Below are 25,600 nucleotides of genomic sequence, written 5' to 3' on the forward strand. Positions count from 1 at the left end.
CGAACCCACACGCAATCCAGCGTGAGTTTCTGATCGACGCGCGCGCCCTTGAACGCGCCGTGCGTGGGAGATTGATTGATGTCCGCAGCTACTGCTACCCCAAGCGCCGCGACTGCCGCGCCGCAAACCTTCGAAATCCGCTCGTTCAGCGGTGCCGTCGGCGCCGAAATCATCGGCCTCGATCTGACCCGTCCGGTCAACGATGAAGACTTCGCCCGCATTCACCGCGCGCACCTCGATCACCACGTCGTGGTGTTCCGCGACCAACGCATCACCCCGCAACAGCAGATCGATTTCAGCCGCCGCTTCGGCCCGTTGCAGATCCACGTGCTCAAGCAGTTTTTGCTGGCCGATCACCCGGAAATCCTCATCGTTTCCAACATCGTCGAGAACGGCCAGAACATCGGCCTCGGTGATGCCGGCAAATTCTGGCACTCGGATCTCTCCTATAAAGAGCTGCCGAGCCTCGGCTCGATGTTGCACGCCCAGGAGCTGCCGTCTGAAGGCGGCGACACCCTGTTCGCCGACATGCACAAGGCCTGGGACAGCCTGCCCGACGCGCTGCGCAAAGCGGTCGAAGGCCGCTCGGCTGCGCATTCCTACACCGCGCGTTACAGCGAAACCAAATTCGAAGGCAACTGGCGCCCAACCTTGACCCCGGAGCAACTGGCTCAGGTCGCCGAGGTTGTGCACCCGGTGGTCCGCACTCATCCGGAAAACGGCCGCAAGGCGTTGTTCGTCAGCGAAGGCTTCACCACCCGCATCGTCGGCCTGCCGGAGGACGAGAGCAAACAGCTGCTCGACGAGCTCTACGCCCACAGCGTGCTGCCGCAGAACATCTATCGCCATCAATGGCAGCCCCACGATCTGGTGTTCTGGGACAACCGCTCGCTGATTCACCTTGCCGCCGGTTGCCCTGCGCACCTGCGCCGCAAGCTGTATCGCACCACCATCCAGGGCGACGCGCCTTTCTGATTTGCCGGAGATCCGAACATGTCCAAACGTCTTCCATTCGCGCCGCTGGCGGCGGCCATCGGCCTCGGTTTCAGCCTGATCGCCGGCAGCCTGGTGGCACCGACCGTGGCTCACGCCGAAGGTGAAATCCGCATCGCCGAACAGTTCGGCATTGTCTATCTGTTGCTCAACGTGGTGCGCGATCAGGGACTGATCGAGAAGTACGGCAAGCAGGAAGGCCTCGACATCAAGGTCGACTGGACCCAGTTGTCCGGCGGCGCGGCCGTCAACGATGCGCTGCTTTCCGGCTCCATCGACATTGCCGGCGCCGGCGTCGGGCCGCTGCTGACGATCTGGGATCGCACCCACGGCAAGCAGAACGTCAAGGCCGTGGCCTCGCTCGGCAACTTCCCGTACTACCTGGTCAGCAACAATCCCAAGGTTAAAACCATCGCTGACTTCACCGAGAAGGACCGCATTGCGGTGCCGGCGGTGGGCGTTTCGGTGCAGTCGCGTTTCCTGCAATACGCGGCGGCCAAGCAGTGGGGCGACAAGGAATTCAATCGCCTCGACAAGTACACCATCGCCGTTCCGCACCCGGATGCCACCGCTGCGCTGATTGCCGGCGGCACCGAGCTGACCGGGCATTTCTCCAACCCGCCGTTCCAGGATCAGGCGCTGGAAAATCCGAACGTGCACGTGGTGCTCAACTCCTATGACGTGCTCGGCCCGAACTCGCCGACCGTGCTGTTCGCCACCGAGAAATTCCGCAACGAGAACCCGAAAACCTACAAGGCGTTTGTCGAAGCCCTGACCGAAGCCGCGCAATTTGCGCAGAACGATAAAGGCGCGGCGGCGGACACTTACATCCGCGTGACCAAGGCCAGGATCGACCGCGCCGCCTTGCTGAAAATCATCGATAACCCGCAGTTCGAATTCAGCGTCACGCCGAAAAACACCTACCCGCTCGCCGAATTCCTCTACCGCGTCGGCGCGATCAAGAACAAACCCGAATCGTGGAAAGACTATTTCTTCCAGGACGCCAAACCGCTGCAAGGGAGCTGATCGACATGAACGCCCCATTGCAAGGCCACGCGGCCAGCCACCCGATTGCCACCGCGCAAGCGCTGCTGGCGGTCGATCAGGTCAGCCTCGAATACCGCACGCCGCAGCGCGTTGTGCGTGCTACCCACCAGGTCAGTTTCGAAGTTGATCAACAGGATCGCTTCGTGCTGCTCGGCCCGTCCGGCTGCGGAAAGTCCACGTTGCTCAAAGCCGTCGCCGGGTTCATCGCGCCGTGCGAGGGCGAGATCCGTCTGCAAGGCCAGCGCGTCGATGCGCCGGGGCCGGACCGGATCGTGGTGTTTCAGGAGTTCGATCAACTGCCGCCGTGGAAAACCGTCAAACAGAACGTGATGTTTCCGCTGTTGGCCTCGCGCACCTTGAAGAAAAAAGAAGCCGAAGAGCGTGCGCTGCATTACCTGGAAAAGGTCGGCCTGGCAGCGTTTGCCGATGCCTATCCGCACACCCTGTCTGGCGGCATGAAAGCGCGGGTGGCGATTGCCCGGGCGCTGGCGATGCAGCCGAAAATCCTGTTGATGGACGAGCCGTTCGCCGCGCTGGATGCCCTGACCCGGCGCAAGATGCAGGAGGAATTGCTGCTGCTCTGGGAGGAGGTGCGTTTCACCCTGTTGTTCGTCACCCACTCGATTGAAGAAGCGCTGGTGGTCGGCAATCGGATCCTGCTGTTGTCCCCGCATCCGGGCCGCGTGAGGGCGGAAGTGCACAGTCATCAATACGATTTGCACAGCCTTGGCAGCGTGGCGTTTCAAGAGTCGGCAAGGCGCATTCATCGGTTGTTGTTCGATGAAGGGCAGTCGCCGGAAACCGAGCGCGAACTGGATTTCACTGATATCCGCATCGCTTATTGAGCCGCCTCGAGGATTGCCCGATGAGCCATTCATCATCCGTACGTCAAGAATTCGAAAACGATCTGCAACCGCTGACCAGCGTCCCGGTGGAGCGCGAGTTGCCGCTGGGCCAGCGTCTGTGGCAACAGGGCTGGCTGCGCAAAAGCGTGATCCTGATTTTGCTCGCAGTGCTCTGGGAGGTTGTGGCCCGGGTGCAGAACAACGACCTGCTGTTGCCGAGTTTCTTGCAGACCAGTCACGCGCTGTATGACGGCCTGCTCAGCGGTGAACTGCTGGGCAAGGTGTGGATCTCGCTGGTGGTGCTGCTCAAGGGCTACCTGATCGGCATCGTCCTGGCCTTCGCCCTGACCACGCTGGCGGTTTCGACGCAGGTTGGTCGGGACTTGCTCGGTACGCTGACCTCGATGTTCAACCCGCTGCCGGCGATTGCCCTGTTGCCGCTGGCGTTGCTGTGGTTCGGGCTGGGCCAGAACAGCCTGATTTTCGTGCTGGTGCATTCGGTGCTGTGGGCCCTGGCGCTGAACACCTATGCCGGGTTTCTCGGGGTCTCGGAGACCCTGCGCATGGCCGGGCGCAACTACGGCTTGAAGGGCATGCGTTTCGTGCTGTTCATCCTGATTCCGGCGGCGCTGCCATCAATCCTCGCCGGGCTGAAAATCGGCTGGGCTTTCGCCTGGCGTACCCTGATCGCCGCCGAACTGGTGTTCGGCGCCACCAGCGGCAAGGGTGGCCTGGGCTGGTACATCTTCCAGAACCGCAACGAGCTGTACACCGACAAGGTGTTTGCCGGTCTGGCGGTGGTGATCCTCATCGGTTTGCTGGTGGAGAACCTGGTGTTCGACACACTGGAGCGGGTGACGGTGAAGCGCTGGGGGATGCAGCGCTGATTTTCTGATCTGCTAGCATTGCGTGCGAATCAATCCTGATCGGTCACGAGTGCTCAGCATGCAACTCCCGGACATGAACCTGTTGGTCGCCCTCGACGCCTTGCTCGACGAGGGCAGCGTGGTCGGCGCCGCACGGCGGATGAACCTCAGTTCGGCGGCCATGAGCCGCACGCTGACGCGGATTCGCGAAGCCATTGGCGATCCGATTCTGGTGCGTGCCGGCCGGGGACTGGTGCCGACGCCCAAGGCCCTGGCGCTGCGCGAGCAGGTGCGGGATGTGGTCGAGCAGGCGGCGCTGCTGTTTCGCTCGGCGGATGCCGTGGAACTGGGCACATTGCGCCGGCGCTTCAGTATTCGCGCCAACGATTTTTTCGTCGGCGTGTACGGCGGCAAGCTGTTCGACACCCTCGATCAACAAGCGCCGCACTGCGAACTGCGCTTCGTCCCCGAGGGTGACGGCGACGATGAGGCGCTGCGCGAGGGACGGATTGATCTGAGCGTGAGCAACACCCGGCCGGTGACGCCGGAAGTCAAAGTGCAGAACCTGTTTTCCACCCACTTTGTCGGTCTGGTGCGCGAGGATCATCCGCTGCTGGATGGCGAGATCACCGCCGAGCGCTATGCCGGTTTTTCCCACATCAGCATGTCCCGCCGGGGCATCGCCCGTGGCCCCATCGACACCGCGCTGAATGCCCTGGGCCTGGAACGGCGAGTGGCGGTGATTGCGCCGAGTTTCCATGCGGCGATGTTCGCCCTGCCGGACTCTGACCTGATTCTGCCGGTGCCCAAGGAAGCGTTGCTCAGCGTGCGGCGGCTGGGCTTGAAGCTGCGCTCGTTCAACCTGCCGGTCCCGTTGCCGATGCTGATGCTGACCCAGGCCTGGCACCCGCGTTTCGACAAGGATCCGGCCCACCGCTGGCTGCGCGAAACCCTCAAGACCTGCTGCGACGAAACCTGGCTGGCGGCGCAACCCTGAGGATTGCGTCTGGTGCAACTATAAGCTGCCAACAAGTCAATTTTCGTCATTCGTAAGCCTGACTAAGATGCTCCGGTATTGTTCCCTCCGGAGTTTGCTTGCATGACATCCCTGACGGTCACGACGCCGATCGCCGCTGCCGCTCCGATGGCAGCTGCGCCACCGGTGTTCGGGGCGCGGATCATCATCGGTCTGGTCGGTGTGCTGCTGGCGGTGCTGGTGTCGGGTCTCAACGAGATGGTCACCAAGGTCGCCCTGGCCGATATTCGCGGCGCCCTGAGCATCGGCTACGACGAAGGCACCTGGCTGGTCGCCGGCTACACCGCGACCTCGGTGGCGGCCATGGCGTTCGCGCCGTGGTGCTCGGTGACCTTTTCCCTGCGTCGCTTCACCCTGTGCGCCATCGGCGTGTTCACCCTGCTCGGGGTGCTCTGTCCGTTCGCCCCGAACTACGAAAGCCTGCTGCTGATGCGCATCCTGCAAGGCCTGGCCGGCGGCGCGTTACCGCCGATGTTGATGACCGTTGCGCTGCGATTCCTGCCGGCCAATATCAAACTGTACGGCCTCGCCGGTTACGCCCTGACCGCCACGTTTGGCCCAGGTCTCGGAACGCCGCTGGCCGGGTTGTGGACTGAATACGTCGGCTGGCAGTGGACGTTCTGGCAAATCATCGTGCCGTGCCTGATCGCCATGGCCGCTGTTGCGTACGGGTTGCCGCAGGACCCGCTGCGTCTGGAACGCCTCAAGTCGTTCAACTGGAAAGGCCTGCTGCTGGGCTTTCCGGCGATCTGCATGCTGGTGATCGGCCTGCTGCAGGGCAATCGCCTGGACTGGTTTGAGTCGAATCTGATCTGCGCTTTGCTCGGCGCCGGTTCGCTGTTGCTGGTGGCGTTTCTGATCAATGAATGGTCGCAGCCGATTCCGTTTTTCAAGTTGCAGATGCTCGGCATCCGCAACCTGTCGTTCGCGCTGATGACGTTGGCCGGGGTGCTGGTAGTACTGCTGGCGGTGGTGCTGATTCCATCAAGTTATCTGGCTCAGGTGCAGGGTTACCGGCCGGTACAGACTGCGCCGATCATGCTGATCGCGGCGTTGCCGCAGTTGATCGCGCTGCCGCTGGTGGCCGCGCTGTGCAACCTGCGTTGGGTCGATTGCCGCTGGGTGCTCGGGATTGGTTTGAGCATGCTGACGCTGTCGTGCCTGGGCGGCTCGCAGCTGACCTCGGAATGGATTCGCGACGATTTCTACGTCCTGCAATGGCTGCAGATTTTCGGCCAGCCGATGGCGGTGTTGCCGCTGCTGATGCTGTCGACCGGCAGCATCCAGCCGCAGGACGGGCCATTCGCCTCGGCCTGGTTCAACACCGTGAAAGGCCTGGCGGCGGTGGTTGCCACCGGAGCCATCGAGGCGCTGACCACTTCGCGCCTGCATTTTCACTCGACCATGCTGGTCGATCGCCTCGGCAACTCGCCACTGGCTTCGAGCAATGACCCCGGCCTCGCCCATCGCCTGCACGAACAGGCGGTGGTGCTGACCTCTTCGGATCTTTATCTGTGCATGGCCGGCGTCGCGGTGGCGCTGATCCTGCTGATTTTCTGGCTGCCGACGCGGATTTTTCCGCCGCGCGCGCCGACCTGACTGGAACAGAAGGTTTTTTATGACGACTCAAGCAAAGCAAAAACTCGCGGTGGCCGTGGCCGCTGCACTGGCGGTCGGTGTGCTGGTGTATCTGGCGATGCCCGGCCTGTTCGGCAAGCGTACCCAGCAGAACACTAACGATGCGTTCGTTTCTGCCGACTTCACTTTGGTGGTGCCGCGTGTGGCGGGGTTCATCAAAGAGGTGCTGGTGGAAGACAATCAGCAAGTCAAGGCCGGACAGTTGCTGGCGCTGATCGATGACCGCGACCTGCGCGCCGCCGCCGAGGCCGCCGATGCGCAAACCCTGGTCGCCCGCGCTCAATTGCAGAATGCCAAGGCCACGCTGGAGCGCCAGACCTCGGTGATCGCTCAGGCGCAGGCGTCGGTGGTTTCGGCCAAGGCTGAAATGGCCTTCGCCCAGCAGGAATTGAACCGCTACAACCACCTGGCCGGCGTCGGTGCCGGCACCGTGCAGAACGCCCAGCAGGCGCGCACCCGGATCGATCAGGCCTCTGCGCGGCTGGACACGGCTACGGCAAAACTGGCCGCAGAACGCAAACAGGTCGAGATTCTGACGGCGCAGCGCGATGCCGCCGAAGGCAGTTTGAAACACGCACAGGCCGCGCTGGAAATCGCCAGTTTCGAGCTGTCCTACACGCGCATCACCGCGCCTCAGGACGGCATGATCGGCGAGCGCGCCGTGCGGGTCGGCGCCTATGTGACGCCGGGCAGCAAACTGCTGGCGGTGGTGCCGCTGAAGCAGGCCTATGTGGTCGCCAACTTCCAGGAAACCCAGCTCACCGACGTGCAGCCGGGGCAAGACGTGGTTGTGCGGGTCGACAGCCTCGGCGGCGAAGCCCTCACCGGCCGCGTCGAGAGCATTGCCCCGGCCACCGGGGTGACCTTTGCGGCGGTCAAACCGGACAACGCCACCGGCAACTTCACCAAAGTTGTGCAGCGAATTCCGGTGAAGGTCCTGCTGGATCCGGGCCAGCCGCTGGCCGAACGGCTGCGGGTGGGGATGTCGGTGGAGGCGAGCATTGATACCCAGAGCTCGGCGACGTCGATGCGTGAGGTGACGCAGCGATGAAGCGCCTTCAGTCCATGACAGTGGTCCTGAGTCTGTCGGCGTTGGCGGCCTGCACCGTCGGCCCGGACTTTCAGAAGCCCGAAGCCACGCAGATTGCCGAGTGGGCAAAACCCTCGAAAACCGCCGTCAGCCAAGCCGTCAGCGAACCCTTGAACGAGCGCTGGTGGGAAGTCTTTCACGACGCGCAACTCTCGGCGCTGACCCAACGCGCCCTGCGCAGCAACCTCGACCTGCAACTGGCCAGCAGCCGTCTGCAACAAAGCCGCGCTGCCCGTCAGGTGATCAGCGCCGACCGTTACCCGACGACCGCCGCCACCGGCAGCTACGCCCGCAAACGCAACAGCGGCGAAGGGTTGAACGACCCGTCCGGGCACAATGGCGATTCTGCCTTCAATCTGTGGGATGCCGGTTTTTCCGCCTCTTGGGAGCTGGACTTCTGGGGCCGGGTGCGCCGGGAAACCGAAGCCGCCGATGCCAATCTCGAAGTCGCAGAAAACGACCGTCGCGGCGTGCTGTTGGCGGTACTCGCGGACACCGCGCAGAACTACATCCAGCTGCGTGGCGTGCAGAACACCCGCGCAGTGACCGAACAGAACCTCGATGTCGCACGGCACAGCCTGAAACTTTCACAACTGCGCCTCAACGATGGGGTGGCCACGGATCTCGACGTCGCCGAAGCGGCCGCGCAAGTGGCGGCCATCGAATCGCGGTTGCCAGCACTGGAGCAGCGTCAGGCGCAACTGATCAACGCCATCAGCCTGTTGATGGGCGAACCGCCACAGGCTCTGGCCAAAGCGTTATCCACAGATGCCCCGGTGCCGCAGTCACCGCTGACCGTCGCCATCGGCCTGCCGTCGCAGCTGGCAGAGCGTCGCCCGGACATCCGCCAGGCCGAAGCCCGGTTGCATGCCGCCACCGCCAACATCGGCGTGGCCAAGGGCGATTTCTATCCGCGCATCACCCTGTCCGGCAACCTCGGCTCGCAAGCCATGCAGCTCAGCGATTTCGGTTCCTGGGGCTCTCGCGCTTTTGGCATCGGCCCGCAATTCAGCCTGCCGCTGTTCGACGGCGGCCGCTTGCGCGGCGTGCTGCAACTGCGCGAAGCCCAGCAGCAGGAAGCGGCGATCGGTTATCAACAGACCGTGCTGCGCGCCTGGCACGAAATCGACGACCAGCTGACCGCCTACAACGCCAGCCAGCGCCGCCGCGACAGCCTCGCCGAAGCCGTACGCCAGAACCAGATCGCCCTGCGCACTGCGCAACAGCGATACGTCGAAGGCGTGGTCGACTTCGTCAACGTCCTCACCGTGCAAGGCGCACTGCTCGCCACCCAGGAACAGTGGGTGGAAAGCTCCACCGGCGTTTCACTGGCGATGGTCGGGCTGTACCGGGCGCTGGGTGGGGGATGGGAGTCGGTGTATCCGGTGGGGGAGATGGCGCAGCGTTGATTCTCACACCCGAATGATGGCCTTTCGCTTGACGCTAATCGCCGCTGTCGTAGACTCCGAACATCCGTCAGGGAGTAACGGTTATGCGGCGTTTTCGTGGTTGGGTTGTCGGATTGACCTTTGTAACGTGTGCAGTTCAGGCGCAAACGCCTGCGCCAGACGATCCGCTGCTGGATAACGGCGGGGCTGCGAATGCATCCCCCAGCAGTGAGGCGCGCGGTGTGTTGCGGGCGCGGGATCAGGCGACGCTGGCCAGCGAGCTGTCGGGGCGGATTGTCGAGTTGCCGTTCAGCGAGGGCGAGTCGTTCAAGAAGGGCGACACTCTGGCGCGTTTCGATTGTTCGGCCTATCAGGCCCAGTTGAATGCCGCGCAGGCCGCCAGCCGTGGCGCCAGTGAAGAGCTGGCGCACAACCGGCAACTGGCGGCGCTCAATTCCGTCGGGCGTTTCGAAGTGGCCCGGGCCGAAGCCAAGGTCAGCGAGACCCAGGCGCAATCTCAGGTTTATCAAGTCCAGGTCAAACGCTGCAGCGTGGTCGCGCCCTTCGATGGGCAAGTGGTCGAGCGCAAGGTCAAGCGTTATGAAAGCGTGCCGGCCGGTGCGCCGCTGCTCGACGTGGTCGACAACTGCACCCTGGAAATCCATCTGCTGGTGCCGTCGCGCTGGATGGCGAAGCTCAAACCCGGCCAGACCTTCAGCTTCGTGCCCGATGAAACCGGTCAGCCGATCGATGCCACGGTCAAACGCCTCGGTGCGCGAATCGATGAAGGCAGCCAGACCCTGTTGCTGGTCGCAACACTGCCCGAAGCCAAAGGCTTGCTCGCTGGCATGAGCGGCACCGCGCGTTTTGCGGAGCTTAAGTGAACGCCCCGGTGAGCGGCGCCGCCGAGCAAGTGTTCGCGCGGTTTCTCGATCTCGAACGGCAGACCCGCGCCGCCCAGGACAGTTCGCAACTGGCGTACAGCCTGGTCAATGACGGCCAGTCGCTGTTCGGTTTTCGCCACGCGGCACTGCTGATCGCCGGCAAGGTGCAGGCGGTGACCGGGGTCAGCGCAGTGGAGCCGAATGCGCCGTTCGTGGCGTTCGTCGAACAGGCCGTGGCGCAACTGTTCAAGCAGGATGTGCTGAAACAGGCGCGGGTGATCACGCCGGAAATGGTCGGCGAATCGATTCAGTCCGACTGGCGCAGTCTGTCGGCCATGCAAGTGTTCTGGCTGCCGTTGATTGATCGTCAGGGTCAGGTGTTCGGCGGTTTGTGGCTGGCCCGTGATCTGCCGTGGAATCCGTCCGAACAAGTGCTGCTGTCGCAACTGGGCGACACCTACAGCCACGCCTGGCTGGCATTGCAACCACGCAAGCCGTGGCGGTTGCGCTGGACCCGCAAACGCCAGGTGGCACTGGTTGCCGTTTTGATGCTCGGGCTGTTGATCCCGGTGCGCCAGTCGGTACTGGCGCCCGCCGAAGTGGTGCCCCAGGGCGGGCGCGTTGTCGCCGCGCCGCTGGACGGGGTGATCGCCGAGTTCCTGGTCAAGCCCAACCAGAGCGTGAAAACCGGCGACCTCTTGCTGCGTTTCGAAAGCACGACGCTGAAGGCTCAGGCCGATGTCGCCGAGCGTGCGCTCGGGGTCGCCGAAGCGGAACTCAAAGCCAATTCCCAGCGCTCGTTCGTCGACGCCGAATCCAGCTCCCGGGTCGACCTGCTGGCCGCCCGTGCCGAACAGAAACGCGCCGAACGCGATTACGCCCGCGAACTGCTCAACCGCAGCGAAGTGCGCGCCGAGCGTGACGGCATTGCGGTGTTCGCCGATGCCGAGCGTTGGACCGGCAAACCGGTGCAGACCGGCGAACGTCTCATGGAAATCGCCGACCCGAGTCAGGCCGAACTGCGCATTGAACTGGCCGTGGGCGACGCGATCTCGCTGGAACCGGGTGCCGAAGTCGCGCTGTTTCTCGACAGCGATCCGCTGCACCGCCACCTCGCCACTCTTGAGCGTTCGGCCTACGAGGCGCAGCCCACCGCCGGCGGGCAATTGGCCTATCGGCTGGACGCCAATTTCGCCGACGCCCCGCCGCGTATCGGCCTGCGCGGCACCGCCAAAATATTCGGCGACCGCGCGCCGCTGGCCTTGTACCTGCTGCGGCGTCCACTCGCCGGGCTGCGTCAGAGCGTAGGTCTGTAAATGACTCTGCCGAGCCTGCGTGCCGACCTGCAACTGTCGCCCGCGGCGCCGGCGCTGGACGGTTCGCCGCGCTGGACCCTGGCCGACCCGGTGCGCGGACGCTATTTCAAGCTCGGCGCGGCGGCCATGCGCCTGTTGCGCCACTGGTCGCTGGGCGATCCCGAGCAAGTGCTGCGCGCCGCCAACCGCGAACCGGGTTTGCCCCTGGATGGCAACGAGCTGGCGCAACTGCTGGAGTTCCTGCGCGGGCACGATCTGATCAGCGCCCTCGACGAACAGCAACGCGCCAGTTATCGGCTTAAGGCCCTCGTGCAACGTCAGAGCCTGTGGAAAATCCTGCTGCATCAATACCTGTTCTTCCGCATTCCGCTGTGGCGCCCGGACGCGTTTCTCAATCGGGCATGGCCGTGGCTGGAGCGCTTCGGGCCGAGGGTGTTGCGCTACGGTCTGCCGGCGACGCTGGCGCTCGGGGTGTTTCTGGTGTCACGGGACTGGCAGCGGTTCGTCGGCACCTTTCCGCACCTGTTCAGCCTCGGTGGCGCCATTGCGTTCGGCGTCGCGCTGTTCTTCGCCAAGCTCTGTCACGAGTTCGGCCATGCGTTCATGGCCAAACGCGCCGGGTGTCGGGTGCAGAGCATGGGCGTGGCGTTCATGGTCTTGCTGCCGATGTTCTACACCGATGTCAGCGATGCCTGGCGGGTCAACGACCGACGTGCGCGACTGCTGATCGGTGCTGGCGGTGTGCTGGCGGAGTTGCTGTTGGCGAGCCTGGCGCTGCTGGTCTGGTCGCTCCTGCCGGACGGGCCCGGTCGCACCGCGGCGTTCATGCTCGCCAGTGCGACCTGGATCACCACGCTGGTGGTCAATCTCAACCCGTTCATGCGTTTCGATGGCTACTTTCTGCTCAGCGACTTCTGGGAGGTCGACAACTTGCAGGGCCGGGCCTTTGCTCTGTGTCGCTGGCGGCTGCGGGAATTTCTGTTCGGTTATGGCGCGCCGGCGCCGGAGCCTTGGTCGCCGACGATGCAGCGGCGTTTGCTGATCTGGGGGTATGGCTCGTGGTTATGGCGTGCGGCGTTGTTTTTCGGGATCGCACTGGCGGTCTATCACCTGTTCTTCAAGGTGTTGGGGATCTTCCTGATGCTGGTGGAACTGGTGTGGTTCATTTTTCTGCCGATCATGAGTGAGTGGCGCCAGTGGTGGAGCCGCCGCGAACAGGCTCACGGCCCCCGCGTATTACTCAGCAGCCTGGCGGTACTCGGCCTGTTGCTGGTGCTGATCGTGCCGTGGCGCAGCTCGGTCGAGTTGCCGACGATGCTCGAGGGCGGTCGCGCCAGCGCCTTGCACGCACCGACGGCGGCGCGGGTCAGAGCCGTGAAGGTCGCGGATGGTCAGACCGTGGCTCAGGGCGACGTGCTGATCGAACTGGAATCGCCGGACCTCGATTCGCGGCAGGCCATCGTCCGCCGGGAAATCCGCATCCAGCAATTGCTGATGCGCCGTCAGGCCGGCCGTAGTGAAACCGCTGCCGACGCCGGCATCGTCGAGCAGCGTCTGGCCGAAGCGGTGGCGGAATATCGTGGCCTGACCGCCCAGCGCGAACGCCTGCAGTTACGCGCCCCCCATGCCGGCACCGTGCGTGACCTGCTGCCGAACCTGACGCCGGGCCGCTGGCTGTCGAGCAAGGATGCACTGGCGCGGGTGGTCGAGGACGGCACACGACTGCGCGGTTATCTGGCGGAAGCCGAACTGTGGCGAGTCAAACCCGGCGCCACCGGGCGGTTTATCGCCGACGACCCGATGCATGCCGCCATCGCGGTGCAACTCAATGAAATCGACACCAACGGTGTGGCCTATGTCGATCAGGAAGCGCTGACGTCCGATCACCACGGCCCGATTGCCGTGCGCCGCGATCAGCAGCAACGGGCGGAACCGGTGCAGGCGCAATACGGCGTGCGTTTGACTACGCTGGATCAGGCAGCGACCCCGGTGCAACCGTTGCGCGGCGTGGTGGTATTGCAGGGCAGCGGCGAATCGGTGCTCGGCGTGGCCTGGCGCCGGATGGCGGCGCTGGGAGTCAGGGAAAGCGGTTTCTAGGGAGTATGAAGATGACGGACAACCTGGCGGCGGACGGATTGGTGGTGCGGCCTTCGCGGGCGACGGACGGGCCGTTTCTGCACAGCCTGTATCAATCGGCGCGGCCGGATCTGCAATGGATCGATGGCGAGCAGGAACAGGTGCAGCAAATCGTTGCCCAGCAGTTTCAGGTGCAGGAGCAGGGCATGGGGGAAAACCATCCGAATGCCATGCACTACATCGTGGAAAAGCTCGGCACGGCCATCGGTGCACTCAGCACTGATTTCGGCGTCAATGAAATTCGCGTGTTGTACCTCGCCTTCATTCCCCAGGCCCGAGGCAAGGGCTACGGACGAACCGTGCTGCAAGGTGTGCAAAAAGCTGCGCAGCAAGTGCGCTGCCCGGTGGCGACGGTGGTCTGGGCCAACAACCCCCATGCGCGCCAACATTACCTGGCGCTGGGGTTTGCCGTGGAGGAGCGCAACCCGGCGGCGGAGCGGCTGGTGTGGTATCCACAGGCTTGAGTCAGATGATCGAGTCGATGTCGAAAGTGTGCGGCGCGCCGATCCTGTGGCCGTAAAGCGTTACCAGCAGCGGGTCATCCTCGGCGGCGTCAGGTGCCATGGCGAGCTGTTCTTCTGCCTGGTTTTCCCGGTGTAGCTGCCAGCGCGGCAGGCTTTCGGCCAGGCGTTCCGGTTGTTCTGCCAGCGATCCATAAACATCCGTGGTCGTCAGGCGCCGGTGCCGCAGAACGGCCAGCCGTTCGCGGGTCGTGCGGATGTTCTCGATTTCATGATTGAGCGCTTCGACGATGTTTTTCCGGCTGCGCACATAGCTGTCCGGCCTTCCCGGCAAATTGCTGCGCTGGCGGCGCAACTGATCGGTGATGCGCTGCAGCGCTGTCTCAACCAGCGCGAATTCTCGCTCGGTAACCAGCGTGCGGTTTGACTCCTGTGCCTCCTGCCAACGCCGCAACACCGCCCAGCACGCCGGGATGTACGCCCCGGTCATCGAATGGTGCCCGGCGTCGAAGATCTGCTTGAGCAACGTCGGCCGATCCGGCAGGCCGTGCCGCTGCCGGATCGCCACGTCGCAGGCTGCGTGCTGGGTGATGGTGTCGCAGCCCGGCTCCCAGAGGATTGACGACACCTGCTGGCGGCCGAACTCCACCGGCATGGCGTGTCGCAAACGGCCGTGGTGGTCGTAGGCTTCCCCGGTCCAGTTGGTGATGCCCGCGACGAACACCGACAGGCCGAGCGGCACATTCACGAAGGTCAGCGCCGCACCGGCGCCGTAGATATCGGCCTTGGTGTTCATCCAGCTGCCGGGCACACTGGGCACCGGGTCGTTGTGGTTGACCATGCGGTGATGCACGAGATCGGCTGCGCCCCTGACGAAATCCGCGTCGCCGGCGCGGGGGGCGCCGTAGGTGTAGAGCTGGATTTTGTAGCCCTCAGGCCTACGGCGGAGCATTTCGGCCAGCAGCAGCGTGATTGCGCCACCGAGGCTGTGGCCGCAGATCAGGAGTGTTTGGCCGGTGTAGAACTTTTCGAGGTAATTGACGGCGAATGCGGCAGCTTTTTTGGCCGCTTTATAGAAACCTCGATGTACCTGGCCTTCGCCTTCCGCAAACGGCACCTGCAAGGCATCGGCATCGCGTAACCCATCGGCGACGATCTCGGCGGTGCCGCGAACGGCGATCAGGATCAGTTCGTCGTTGTGGGTGATGAAGGCTTGGGTGTCGGTAGCCTCATTTCCTTCGCTTCTGTCATCAAGGAAGTGAACCTTGGCTGGATGCTCTTGCGACTCGATCCTCTTCGGGTCATTCACTTCGTACAGATCCGAGTCGAATGGAACGATTTCCAGGCGTTTGGAATACGGCACGTCTTCGTACAGAGGGTAATAGGCTTTGATTTGATTCGAGTCGACTTTCCATAGTTCGTCGGACTTGGCCAAGGCGTCGCCAAACCAATTGCCTACGCTGGGTTGCAAAGGAAAGGTCACTCGATTTTCTTTGATGGGAGCACTTTCTGGCTTCTGACCGAAGGGGCAGTAGCTCAAGGTTGCCATCAATGAGAGCTGGTACAGGTTGAGTGCACAGAATTGCGAAGCTGTGGATAACATCGGTCGCAACGCGCGTAGCGGGCGCACTTCAAGGACAGTGTGACGTTGTGGCATCAGAGCGACACCCAGTTTGCCGTGTTCGCGCATGATGGCTGCACAGCCGGAGTCGAGAGGGTAATCGCGATACACCTCGGGTGGCAGATGCGAGGCATATCTGACCAGGTGACGGACTTCGACTTGAAAGTAGTCTGCGCCGTCTGCGATCTCAGGTCGTTCCCGTGTGCGTGTGGCATTCAGGTTCAGATAAGAAGTTTTTTCGGCGCGTACCTGAAGGTCTGTGATTGGGAGAGGGTAGTGAATTCTTGTCTGCAAATCCTTGTAGAGTTTCTCTGTTCCTTCATATTCCTGGCTGAATAAAAGGGCAATCGGCCCGGCAAAATGGCTCTCCACTTTACCGATGCCTGCGGGATCCAGATGCCCGGTGTATTTCATCCCTTCTGAATCCGTTGCGATATACGCGAGCCCGGCATACGGCGCTCCTGAGCCAGACTCATCGATCAGCTGAAAACTGGTCCATCTTCCGCTTTCCGGGCAAGACAGCATGCGGCTACCCAGTGAAGATTGAAGTTCTTTCTCAAGAGATGACATGTTGAACGCTCCTTATTCGGTGCAGGCGGGGTAAATGCTGCAGATGCGGCCATCAGGCATTTTGAATGTGCTGAAGTCGGTGTAATTGCCGTTGCAATAGGCATGCTGATCGTCATATCCATCGCCCAGGCATCGCTTCCAGCCATTCGGCACCTTCACCCATGTGTCCTTCCATCCTGGCCGTTCTTCCTCCACCAGCCAGATTTTCATCTTCACGGTTTTGCCCGGAAGTTGATCGTGGGTGTATGCCGCAAACGGGCGGCCCGGCTCTGGCTTACCCAGAGCATCGGTTTCTTTACAGTCGAGTAGTTTTCTTAGAATTCGTGGCTTGCCTGAAGTACGAAAAAGCCACTGACATTCGCCGTAGAAAACGCTTAAACCTTGATCGTTGAAAGTGCCTTTGTAGCGATCCTCCAATTCAGGCCGTATAACAACAGCGGCACTCTCAGCGCTGATGTCGCTCCAGTCCTTCCCATAGGCGGCTCTGATATCCAGATCAATTCGACGTATTACCATCGGGCAGCCATTGATGGTCTTTCGGATGACAATTTCGGAAACAGGCTCGTACTTTTCTCGCCAGTTTCTGTTGAATCTGTTGGCTGTTTTGCGGAGGTCTATGGCTCTGCAGGTTTCACTACTATTGATCGGCTCATACTCTGCGAGGGCTTCATAGGCGAACCCTGGCGGTAGCTCTGCCGTGAAAGTGAATGTATTTGCCGGTTGGGTTTTGCACCCAGCGATGAGGGCAAGGCAAACAACCAGAGTCGCACTGCGCAGCGCGAGTCCAATCATCGGGGAGGTCAGTGTTGGAGATTGCAGCTCCTTTTGAATTGATGTCATGGCGAAACCTCCTTATTCCGTACAGCCCGGATAAATGGTGCAGACTCGGCCATCAGGCATTTTGAATGTGCTGAAGTCGGTGTAGTTGCCGTAACAGAAGGCGTATTGATCCTCAAAGTTGTCACCCAAGCATCGTTTCCAACCGTTTGGAAACTTCACCCATGTGTCTCTGAAGTAAGGTTGTTCTTCCCTTGCTAACGTGATCTTCATCTTCACGGTTTTACCCGGAAGTTGATCGTGGGTGTATGCCGCAAATGGGCGACCCGGCTCCGGTGTGCCCAGAGCATCGGTTTCCTTGCAGTCGAGTATTTTTCGCAGGATTCTCGGCTTGCCGGAGGTACGAAAGAGCCACTGGCATTGGCCATGGAAGGTGCTTTCTCCCCGGCTGTCGAATCTGCTTTTGTAGCGTTCCTCGATATCGGTAAGAACGGCTACTACGGCACTGTCTGCACTGAAGTCGCCGCGAGATTTCCCATAGGTCGAATTGATATCCAGGCTGATTCTGCGTATCGCCATCGGACAACCGCTGATCGTCCGGCGGATAGGGATTTCAAAGGTCGGTTCATACCTTTCACGCCACTTCTGATTGTGTGCTGAGACAGTTTTTCTGCGATCCGATACGCTGCATGTTTCGCCTTTGACGGGGGTGTATTCGACGATAGCGTTATAGGCAAACCCCGGTGGTAGATCGGCTGTGAATTTGAAGGTGTTGGGCGGTTTGCCCTGGCAGCCCCCCAGTGCCGCGAAGGCGCCGATCAGGACGATGCACTTGAGCTGAATCTTCATGAAGGCATCTCCCCGCTCCAGCTCTTCGAAAGCAGATAAACCCGATCAAAATGTTCATCCGGCGTTTCGTCCGGTCGGGGTTGCCAATGAGGCGCGAGGGTCGGGGTGTGTAGGCTCTGGATCAGCAGAAACTCCAGCCGCTCCGGTGCCAGCCAGCCCCAGGCTTGGGCCTGTGTCAGACGCTCACGTAGCCAGATATGCGGATCCTGCGAGCCCGCCAGCCCGGCGTAGGCCTGTACATGTTCGGCCAGCAGAAAGCGGTGGGCGTTGGCCAGCCGGATTTCCATGGCGGGTTCTTCGGGCATCGGCAGGTGCAGCCAGGGCGGCGAGTCCGGCAGCGGATAAATGCCGGGCGTCGGGTTGTCGGTGCTCTGCCAGCGCGAACCCTGCCAGTAACACACACTGATCGCCGGCCCGAGATACGCCGGTAGCGCCTCGGGCGGCAGATGCTCCAGCGCTCGGGCCAGGACCCGGTTGTCGTGGAAACGGTACAGCGCCTGATGCGGGCGGGCGCCGACGATCAACCGTTCCTGCCAGTGCCTGACCCACGTCTTGAGCTCGCCCTGGCCCAGGCTGGCGAGCCATCCCCAGTGGCTGTCAGGTCTGTCGAGCAGGGCGTCGAGGCGACGGTCGTCGGGCTGGTCGAAGGTGAACAGGAATGGTCCGGTGTCGGCCAGTTCGGCGACCACGGTTTCACCGTAGACACTGGCGTACTGCTCGTAACGGCTGCTCTTCAGCCAGCGCTGGCGCATGTCGCGTTCGTTTTGCGAGTCGAGCACCAGGCACAGGAGACGATCGGCATGGTGCTGTTCGATCAGCCAGCGTTGTACAACCGAGTCGATCATGCAGCGGCCTCCGCGATGGCGCACTCGCCCGCGCGGCAGGCTTCGCAAATCGGGCAGAAATCCGCACCCAGGGTTTTGCTGGTGGCCATCAATGCCTGTTGTGAGGGCGCCACCAGTGGCGGCAAGGGCGCGGGCGCCGACAAGTCTTCAATGCCTTCGGGCTGCAACAATCGGGCGCGCAAAAAAGGTATGGGCACGCCGCCGATCAGCAGGTCGCTGCTCCCGAAAAGACCGCCGTGATCGAGCACGAAATGCTCGCCGCCGACTTTCAGGCTGATGCTCTTTCCGGCCTCCAGCACCAAATGATCCCCGGCACTGAAACAGAGCTGCCGCCCGACTTCCATCGTCAGTGATTGCCCGATCCGGGTGTGACTGCTGTCGCTGACGTGCAGATGATCGCTGGCCTTGAGATGGGTCTTGCGATGACCGGTGAGGGTGCGGTGTTCTTCTGCGTGCAGCACGCTGACGCTGTTGCCACGGATGCTTTCCCGACGTTCGTTGCCGACCTCCAGGTGACTGTCGTGCTCGATCTTCTGCTGCAGATCACGCTGGGCGCGCAGATAGATCAGCTCCTGACCGGCACGATCCTCGATCATCAATTCATTGAAACCGCTGCTGTCGGGCGAACTGCGGGACCGGAACACGCTGCGGGTCTTGTGCGCCGGCAATTCATAGGGCACCGGGTTGGCGCTGTTGGCCAGGCAACCGCTGATCACCGGATGATCGGGGTCGCCGTCGAGAAACGTCACCAGCACCTCCATGCCCACGCGCGGAATGATCACGCTGCCATGGGCGTTTCCGGCCCAGTTCGTGGTGGTTCGCAACCAGCAACTGCTCTTGTCGTTGTGCCGGCCTTCGCGGTCCCAGAAAAACTGCACCTTGACCCGGCCGTACGCGTCGCAATGGATGTCTTCGCCTTCCGGACCGGTGACCATCGCGGTCTGGGTGCAGCCGATGGAAGGTTTGTCGTAGCGCAATGGCGGGCGATAGATCGCCTCCCACGGCGTGGCTTGGAAATGGTTGCGATAGCCCTGGACGAAGTCGCTTTCATCACTCACGGCAATGTCGCTGCCGCTTTCCTCAAGCACTTGAGGCTGTTTGCCTTCGTGACGGATTTCGGTCAGCAGCCAGAGGTCGTTCAATGCCGGTTCGGGGTGACCGGACAACGACAGGAAGTGCCCTGATACCAGCGCCGGCTCGTCGCTGTCGCCTGTGCCCACGCGCTGATCGCTGCGATGGCGCTCCAGGGCGCGTCGGGCCAGCAGTCTGCCGTGCTCCCGGTCAAGGACTCGGCCCGGATACCCGTAGTCCTCCAGATCAGGCTGGCGGTGTTCGTCCGGGATCCGGGCGTCGGATTCCAGCACTGTGCGCGCCTTTTTGAAATGGTAGGCGCGCCGACTGACACGATGGGCACGGGTATTGAGCCCGCAGTCGAAACGGTGGATCACCCGCCGCTCGGGCACCATCGCGTTGCGCGGTTTGAACGTTGTTGGCCGGGCAAGCCTGGGAAACACGGTCTGGTCGTCGCCAAACACCAGCAGATGCCTGTCGAGGCTGTGGCGAAAGTGATAGTGCAGGCCGTCTTCCTGGCAAAGGCGCTGGATGAAATGCAGATCGGACTCGTTGTATTGCACGCAATATTCGCGATCCGGCAGGGCCTGGCCGATCTGAAACAGATAGCCATCGGCGTGGATGCCATGTTCCTGAAGAATCTGCCCGATGATTTGCGCAATGCTCAGGTGCTGAAAAATCCGCTGATTGAAACGATGGCCCAGGTTTGTCAGGCATGGCGCGAGGGTCAGATCGTATTGGGTCAACCGGTGCCCGATAACGCCCCGGCCAATGTGCTGGATCTGTCCATGAACGCCATGCCCGTTGTCATCGAAGGCCAGAAAAGCCTGCCGGTGCATGAGGTCGTGCAGATCGATATCCGGTCTCGAGCTGACCAGTTTGACGTTGAAGCAATAAGGCTGGCTGATGGATTCGGTGCCGGTGAAGGACAGCACCTGCAGATCGTGATCGAGGTCGTCGGTATGGAGGCGCAAACGAGCATTGGCATTGAACATCCGTTGTTCCTTGTCCTGTGACAGATTCGGAACAACGCTAACAAGATGGCCAGCGAATTTATGTCGGACGTTTCCCAAGCGAATGGGTTTAAAAACCAGGCCTACAAGGGTTACGAATAAATCCTACTGATATGTCCTACGTGGTTTTACACCACGGCGAATCAGTTGAAGGAAATACAGAAATAACCCAACTGCGGATCCCGCCCCATCGCAGGCACCCGCGACACGAAGATGTCCTCCACCCGGCCGAGTTCCGGCAGTTCCAGCGCGCATAAACCGTCGACGAACTCGGTCGGCACCAGGCTATTGAATTCGAGGCAGAAGGGCATGCGTTCGCTGTAGCGGGTTTTCGCCGCGGGAACCTCATCGAGGTATTCGATCTGAATCGGCAAGGCCGTGCCATCGGGCAGGTACAGCGTGCGTTGCTGTCCCAGCAACGCCTGGACGTGGTGGATCTGAACCGCTTGCAGCATGGTCTGACTCCAGTGAAAAAAAGGAATGGCCGGGGGCCGTGAAGCCCCCGGCGTCTGCTCAGTTGCGCGACGGGAACAGGCCGTTCAGGGCAATGCTGAAGTTGACAACCAGGGCCGGGTTCAAGACCTGCATTGGCTGACTGCCACCGGTGGAGGAAATGTCTCCGGTGACGGTGGTGGTCACACCCTTGAGCGGCACCGGTGTGGCGCCCTGGGCGTCGGAGTAAATGTTCGCCGAACCAGGGCCGCCGCCGGACGCGCCGAGGTACGAGTTGGTGGCGGTCGGCACGGTTGCCGGATTGCTGGCGGGTACTGCCAGCGAAAGGGCCGTGTTGGCCGTCAGGCCGGTCATCGCGTGGGTGTGGTTGGGCATGTTGGCGATGGTGGCGGTGACATTTTCGGTGCCGTACACCTGACCGATGACGCGCGGCGTCAGGCCCAGTCCGTTGCCTTGTGCGACGGGCACGCGACCTTGCAGGTTGGGCAGGAGAAAGTTGGTTGTACCGTTGCCGCCGTAGTAAGTGCCCAGCAAGGCGAACAACGCCTGGTATTGCGAGATGCCCAGGGTTTGCCCGTTGCACAAGGCCCAGCCATTGGGGGCAAAGTTGAAGGCGAACGGCTGAATCGTACCCATAAAGACTTCCATGGTTCCTCATCCTTCTGTTGTGTGGTCGGCGCGCCGCGCGGTCGCCCTTGTGGGCGGGCCGGTCGAAACGTTGTGCTGACTCCTTCCTTTTGCGCGGGCAGGTCACGCCAAGCCGTAGCGTAGACCCGGATCGACGGACTTGCCGGACGTCGTCGTGGCCGCGCGTCGACTTCGGTGCTGGCCTACAGTGTTGGCAGTTGATGACGCGATTATGTTCGCAAAAACGCTGAGGGGAGGTTGATGGAGGTCCTTCGCGAGACGCCGCTGGGGGATACCCAGGACCCGTTCGCCGCACCGAATGCCGGTGTCCGGCGCCTGTTGCGCTGGGCGCGCGAGCACTGGTTGATACCGATCCTTTTGCTGGCCACCGTGGTGCGCTTTTATGACCTGACCGCCGCCGCGATCTGGGGCGATGAGGGTTCGAGCCTGCTGCTGGCGCGCTATTCGCTGGGCGGGATCTGGACGCACGCCGGGTTCGACGTGCATCCGCCGCTGTATTTCATGCTGCTGCACGGCTGGATCGGCGTGTTCGGCGACGGCCTCCTGGCCATTCGCGGTTTCAGTGCACTGGCCGGCATCGCCACGGTCGGGCTCGGCGTGAGCCTGGTCGACCGCCTGGCCACTCGCCGCGCGGCAATCATCGCCGGGGTGTTGCTGGCGCTGTTGCCGACGGCGGTGCGCTACAGCCAGGAAGTGCGCATGTACGCGTTGCTTGGCTTGCTGCTGATCGGCGCGACCCTGGTGCTGGTCAAGTGGATCAGGCGACCGCAGCGTCACCGCTATCTGCTGATCTATGCGCTGCTGATGTCGGCGGCGCTGTACACCCACTATTTCGCCGTGCTGGCGGTGCTGAGCCATTGGCTGTATCTGGGCCTGATCCGCCTGTTGCCGGGTTATCGCCTGAAGCATCTCCAGCGCAAGGATTGGTGGCTGGCCAACCTGGCCGTCGTCGTGCTCTACCTGCCCTGGTTGCCGAGCCTGATTGGCCTGCTGCAACACATGGATGCCCTCAAGGCCGGTGGCGATGTGGGTTGGGAAGATCCGGTGACCCTGTCTTCGCTGCCGTCGATGATCTGGCTCTGGTTGGTTCAGGACGAGGGGGGACATCTCCCGTTGCTGCTGTTCGGCGGTGTGCCGCTGGCTTTGCTGGTGCTGGCGGGGGTCGCCGTTGCCCGTGATCGCAGCGTGAACCATGGCAGCGTGCTGCTGGCGGTGTATACCGGCGTGCCGCTGTTGCTGGTGTTCGCCGTGTCCTTCATTACGCCAGTGTTCATCGAGCGCTACCTGACCGCCTACGCGCTGGGGTTGCCGATGCTGGCGGCGCTGGCCATCGACCGCCTCTACAGCAGCGTGCGCCTATTGGCGATGGCGGTGCTGCTGTCGCTGGTCGGGGTCGAGATGGTCGGGATAAAGACCAACGCCACGGTCGACCGCAACGACCAGTTCAACGTCATGGTCGATTACGTCAACCGCCACTTCACCAGCGGCGACCGGATCGTCACCAGCGATATGCTCTGGTATCTGAGTTACGTCTACTACAACCGCACCAACGCTCAGGTGCGGTTGTATACCCCGCCTGCTGCCGATGGTCGTTCCACGCGTCCCAACCGCTACGGATTCGGCACGCTGGTGGCCGATGACGTCTATCTGGATCGGCTGGAGGATTTGCCCGGGGACAGCCCCCGAGTCTGGTTGATCGGCGATCTGGACGTGGATGTACCCGATCCATTCGTGCCCCTGCCTGCGGCCTGGCAGTTGCGTGATCAGACCCACGCCGGCGGGGCGAAAGCGCGACTTTTTTCGTTGATACCGGCTGACGGGGCGAAGTTGAAATGACTTAAACGCTTCACCAATTTATTCGCGATAAAAAATGATTTTTATAATTCGTTTTGCTCTATTTTGATATCAAAACACTACTAGTCGAATGGGTATTGTTGGATTACGCTCATCAGACAAAAGGACTTACAAATACGGTGAAGGGATTGCAGCAGTTCCACTTTATCTCCGGCCTGCCGCGCTCAGGTTCAACCCTCCTTTCTGCAATCCTTTTGCAGAACCCGCGCTTTCATGCCGGCATGACCAGTCCGGTCGGCGCGCTGTTCTCCGGTGTCCTTGAACAATGCAGTGCCGGCAGCGAATTCGGCGCGGTGATCGACATTGACATGCGCCGCCGCCTGTTGCGCGGCCTGTTCGATTCCTACTACGCCGACAAGGCCGACAAACCGGTGGTGTTCGACACCAACCGCCAGTGGTCTGCGCGCCTGCCGGCCATCAACGACCTGTTCCCTCAAGCCAAGGTCATTGCCTGTGTGCGCAACGTCGCCTGGGTGATGGACAGCCTCGAGCGGCTGTACCGCGCCAATCCTTTCGAAAACACCAAGTTGTTCGGCGATGCGGTCGAGCGCAACACCGTCTACAGCCGCTGCGAAACCCTGGCCCAGCGCAACCGCCTGGTGGGTTTTGCCTGGGCGGCGCTGAAGGAAGCCTATTACGGCGAGCACGCCGATTCGCTGCTGATCGTCGATTACGACCTGCTGACCCAGGCCCCGGAGCGGGTGCTGCGATTGGTCTACGACTTCATCGGCGAACCCTGGTTCGAGCACGATTTTGAGCATCTGGCCTATGACGCGCCAGAGTTCGATCAGGCCCTGGGCGTGGCCGGCCTGCACAAGGTCAAGCCGAAGGTCGCCTTGCAGTCGCGGCGCACGATTCTGCCGCCGGACCTGTTCAATCAATACGCCGATTTGTCCTTCTGGCTCGATGGCTCAGCCAGCGCTGCCAATGTCATTCGTATGAAGTCCGACGCCGCGATCAGCTGATCGCGGCGTTTTTCATTGATGCGTCAACAACTGTGTTCGAGTCCGGGTGAGCAACATGTGGTGGAGCAAGCAAAAGTCGCGGGTTACCGAAGGCCAACGGACGCTGGCGGCGCCCATGATCATGTCGCTGGAGCCGCGCATGCTGTTCGACGGCGCCGTCGCGGCCACCGTGGCCGACACCGCCGCCCAGGCTGACAGCCATGCCACCGCCGATGCCGCGAAAGCGCCGGCCGCCGACCACCCGAGCGCCAGCAAGGACACTCACGGCCAGGCCGATGCCACCCCCGCTGCCAGCCCTGTCGCGGTGCCGGGGCAGAGCGTGGTGTTCGTCGATTCCCGGGTCAAGGATGCCGACAGCCTGGTCAAAGGCGTGGCCCCCGGCACGCAAGTGGTCAGGCTCGATGCAGGCAAGGATGGGTTGCAGCAGATCGCCGATTATCTCGACCAGCATCAGGGCGTGAGCTCGGTGCAGATCATCGCCCACGGCAATGCCGGTGACCTGTGGCTGGGCAACAATTATCTGTCGGCCGACAACGTCGCACAGCGCAGTGCGATCCTGGCGGAAATCGGCAAGGACATGAACGTCGGTGGCGACATCCTGATTTACGGCTGCTACACCGCCGAGGGTGAGCGTGGGCTGAGCTTCGTCGACTCGCTGGCGCAGTTGACCGGGCGCGACGTGGCCGCCTCCAGCAACCGCACCGGCGTGGGCGGCGACTGGGATCTGGAGATCGCCACCGGCAACATCGAAAGCGCCAACGTGCTGTCGACCCAGGCGATGAGTGAATACCAGTGGGGCCTGGCCACCTGGACCGCCACCAACAATGCCAACACCGGAGTCGGTTCGCTGCGCGCGGCCATTGCTTCGGCGCAGAACGGCGACATCGTGACCTTCAGTTCCGGCATGACGGTGCAGCTCACCTCGGAATTGCTGATCAACAAGAACATCACGGTTGATGGCGACCTGAACAACGACGGGGTCGCCGACGTCACGCTCGATGGCCAATACCGGACGCGGGTGGTCGAAATCACCTCCGGCAGTACGGTGACACTGGATGGTCTGGTGATCACGCGAGGCCTGGTCTCGGGCAACGGCGGTAATGGTGGTTACGGCGCAACCGGCGCCATGGGCGGCGGGATTTTCAACGCCGGTATCCTCACGTTGAGCAACGTCACGGTGACCGGCAACGCGGCGGCCGGTGGCGGTGGCGGCGGTGGGGTCACCAATGCGTAC

The 25,600-nt window shown here is 62.1% G+C and carries 22 protein-coding genes; 15 read left to right on the forward strand and 7 right to left on the reverse strand.

Features of this window, described 5'->3' with window-relative positions; all coding sequences use genetic code 11:
* Positions 1-78: 78 nt before the first annotated feature.
* The 12 genes from L6D81_RS27905 to L6D81_RS27960 all read left to right on the forward strand — a co-directional run bounded on the left by L6D81_RS27905 (position 79) and on the right by L6D81_RS27960 (position 13,703).
* Positions 79-975 (forward strand): TauD/TfdA dioxygenase family protein, encoded by an 897-nt coding sequence (locus L6D81_RS27905; RefSeq protein WP_236182793.1) that lies wholly within the window; start codon positions 79-81, stop codon positions 973-975.
* An 18-nt stretch (positions 976-993) separates the two neighbouring features.
* Positions 994-2,019 (forward strand): ABC transporter substrate-binding protein, encoded by a 1,026-nt coding sequence (locus L6D81_RS27910; protein ID WP_192563034.1) that lies wholly within the window; start codon positions 994-996, stop codon positions 2,017-2,019.
* 5 nt (positions 2,020-2,024) lie between these two features.
* Positions 2,025-2,885, forward strand: a complete 861-nt coding sequence (locus L6D81_RS27915; protein ID WP_236182794.1) for an ABC transporter ATP-binding protein — start codon at positions 2,025-2,027, stop codon at positions 2,883-2,885.
* A gap of 20 nt (positions 2,886-2,905) precedes the next feature.
* A complete protein-coding gene (locus L6D81_RS27920) occupies positions 2,906-3,772 on the forward strand; it encodes an ABC transporter permease (RefSeq protein WP_236182795.1) in 867 nt (288 codons plus the stop codon).
* A gap of 58 nt (positions 3,773-3,830) precedes the next feature.
* Complete coding sequence (locus L6D81_RS27925) at positions 3,831-4,748, forward strand: LysR family transcriptional regulator (RefSeq protein ID WP_236182796.1); 918 nt, start codon at positions 3,831-3,833, stop codon at positions 4,746-4,748.
* 102 nt (positions 4,749-4,850) lie between these two features.
* Positions 4,851-6,386 (forward strand): MFS transporter, encoded by a 1,536-nt coding sequence (locus L6D81_RS27930; RefSeq protein ID WP_236182797.1) that lies wholly within the window; start codon positions 4,851-4,853, stop codon positions 6,384-6,386.
* 19 nt (positions 6,387-6,405) lie between these two features.
* Positions 6,406-7,476 carry an HlyD family secretion protein gene (locus L6D81_RS27935; RefSeq protein WP_236182798.1) on the forward strand — a complete coding sequence of 357 codons (1,071 nt, stop codon included), beginning with the start codon at positions 6,406-6,408 and terminating at the stop codon, positions 7,474-7,476.
* Complete coding sequence (locus L6D81_RS27940) at positions 7,473-8,924, forward strand: efflux transporter outer membrane subunit (protein WP_236182799.1); 1,452 nt, start codon at positions 7,473-7,475, stop codon at positions 8,922-8,924. The genes L6D81_RS27935 and L6D81_RS27940 overlap by 4 nt, the downstream gene beginning before the upstream one ends.
* A gap of 83 nt (positions 8,925-9,007) precedes the next feature.
* Positions 9,008-9,787: an efflux RND transporter periplasmic adaptor subunit gene (locus L6D81_RS27945; protein WP_236182800.1), complete on the forward strand. Its 780-nt coding sequence runs from the start codon at positions 9,008-9,010 to the stop codon at positions 9,785-9,787.
* Positions 9,784-11,103: an efflux RND transporter periplasmic adaptor subunit gene (locus L6D81_RS27950; protein WP_236182801.1), complete on the forward strand. Its 1,320-nt coding sequence runs from the start codon at positions 9,784-9,786 to the stop codon at positions 11,101-11,103. Before L6D81_RS27945 ends, L6D81_RS27950 begins: the two co-directional genes overlap by 4 nt.
* A complete protein-coding gene (locus L6D81_RS27955; RefSeq protein WP_236182802.1) occupies positions 11,104-13,200 on the forward strand; it encodes an efflux RND transporter periplasmic adaptor subunit in 2,097 nt (698 codons plus the stop codon).
* Between the two features lie 11 nt (positions 13,201-13,211).
* Positions 13,212-13,703 (forward strand): GNAT family N-acetyltransferase, encoded by a 492-nt coding sequence (locus tag L6D81_RS27960; protein ID WP_373874358.1) that lies wholly within the window; start codon positions 13,212-13,214, stop codon positions 13,701-13,703.
* A gap of 1 nt (position 13,704) precedes the next feature.
* Here the strand turns inward: L6D81_RS27960 and L6D81_RS27965 are convergent, their stop codons facing one another.
* The 7 genes from L6D81_RS27965 to L6D81_RS27995 form a co-directional block, all read right to left on the reverse strand.
* A complete protein-coding gene (locus tag L6D81_RS27965) occupies positions 13,705-15,891 on the reverse strand; it encodes a lipase family protein (protein ID WP_236182804.1) in 2,187 nt (728 codons plus the stop codon).
* A 12-nt stretch (positions 15,892-15,903) separates the two neighbouring features.
* Positions 15,904-16,731: a hypothetical protein gene (locus L6D81_RS27970; protein ID WP_236182805.1), complete on the reverse strand. Its 828-nt coding sequence runs from the start codon at positions 16,729-16,731 to the stop codon at positions 15,904-15,906.
* Between the two features lie 12 nt (positions 16,732-16,743).
* Entirely contained in the window at positions 16,744-17,517 is a 774-nt protein-coding gene (locus L6D81_RS27975; protein ID WP_236182806.1) for a hypothetical protein, read from the reverse strand.
* Positions 17,514-18,362: a DUF4123 domain-containing protein gene (locus L6D81_RS27980; protein ID WP_236182807.1), complete on the reverse strand. Its 849-nt coding sequence runs from the start codon at positions 18,360-18,362 to the stop codon at positions 17,514-17,516. Before L6D81_RS27980 ends, L6D81_RS27975 begins: the two co-directional genes overlap by 4 nt.
* Entirely contained in the window at positions 18,359-20,428 is a 2,070-nt protein-coding gene (locus L6D81_RS27985) for a type VI secretion system Vgr family protein (RefSeq protein ID WP_236182808.1), read from the reverse strand. The genes L6D81_RS27980 and L6D81_RS27985 overlap by 4 nt, the downstream gene beginning before the upstream one ends.
* 161 nt (positions 20,429-20,589) lie before the next feature.
* Positions 20,590-20,901 carry a DUF6916 family protein gene (locus tag L6D81_RS27990; RefSeq protein ID WP_236182809.1) on the reverse strand — a complete coding sequence of 104 codons (312 nt, stop codon included), beginning with the start codon at positions 20,899-20,901 and terminating at the stop codon, positions 20,590-20,592.
* A gap of 58 nt (positions 20,902-20,959) precedes the next feature.
* On the reverse strand, positions 20,960-21,547 hold the full coding sequence (locus L6D81_RS27995; RefSeq protein ID WP_236182810.1) for a phage tail protein: 588 nt from the start codon (positions 21,545-21,547) through the stop codon (positions 20,960-20,962).
* Between the two features lie 240 nt (positions 21,548-21,787).
* On the opposite strand from L6D81_RS27995, the gene L6D81_RS28000 reads away from it, so the two are divergent.
* From L6D81_RS28000 to L6D81_RS28010, 3 genes are all read left to right on the forward strand, one after another.
* Positions 21,788-23,383: a glycosyltransferase family 39 protein gene (locus L6D81_RS28000; protein ID WP_236182811.1), complete on the forward strand. Its 1,596-nt coding sequence runs from the start codon at positions 21,788-21,790 to the stop codon at positions 23,381-23,383.
* A 137-nt stretch (positions 23,384-23,520) separates the two neighbouring features.
* Complete coding sequence (locus L6D81_RS28005; RefSeq protein ID WP_236182812.1) at positions 23,521-24,366, forward strand: sulfotransferase family protein; 846 nt, start codon at positions 23,521-23,523, stop codon at positions 24,364-24,366.
* Between the two features lie 55 nt (positions 24,367-24,421).
* Positions 24,422-25,600, forward strand: a 1,179-nt coding sequence (locus tag L6D81_RS28010) for a DUF4347 domain-containing protein (protein ID WP_236182813.1), incomplete at its 3' end; no start/stop codon positions are given.

The organism is Pseudomonas sputi, assembly GCF_021603585.1.
Lineage (GTDB): Bacteria > Pseudomonadota > Gammaproteobacteria > Pseudomonadales > Pseudomonadaceae > Aquipseudomonas > Aquipseudomonas sputi.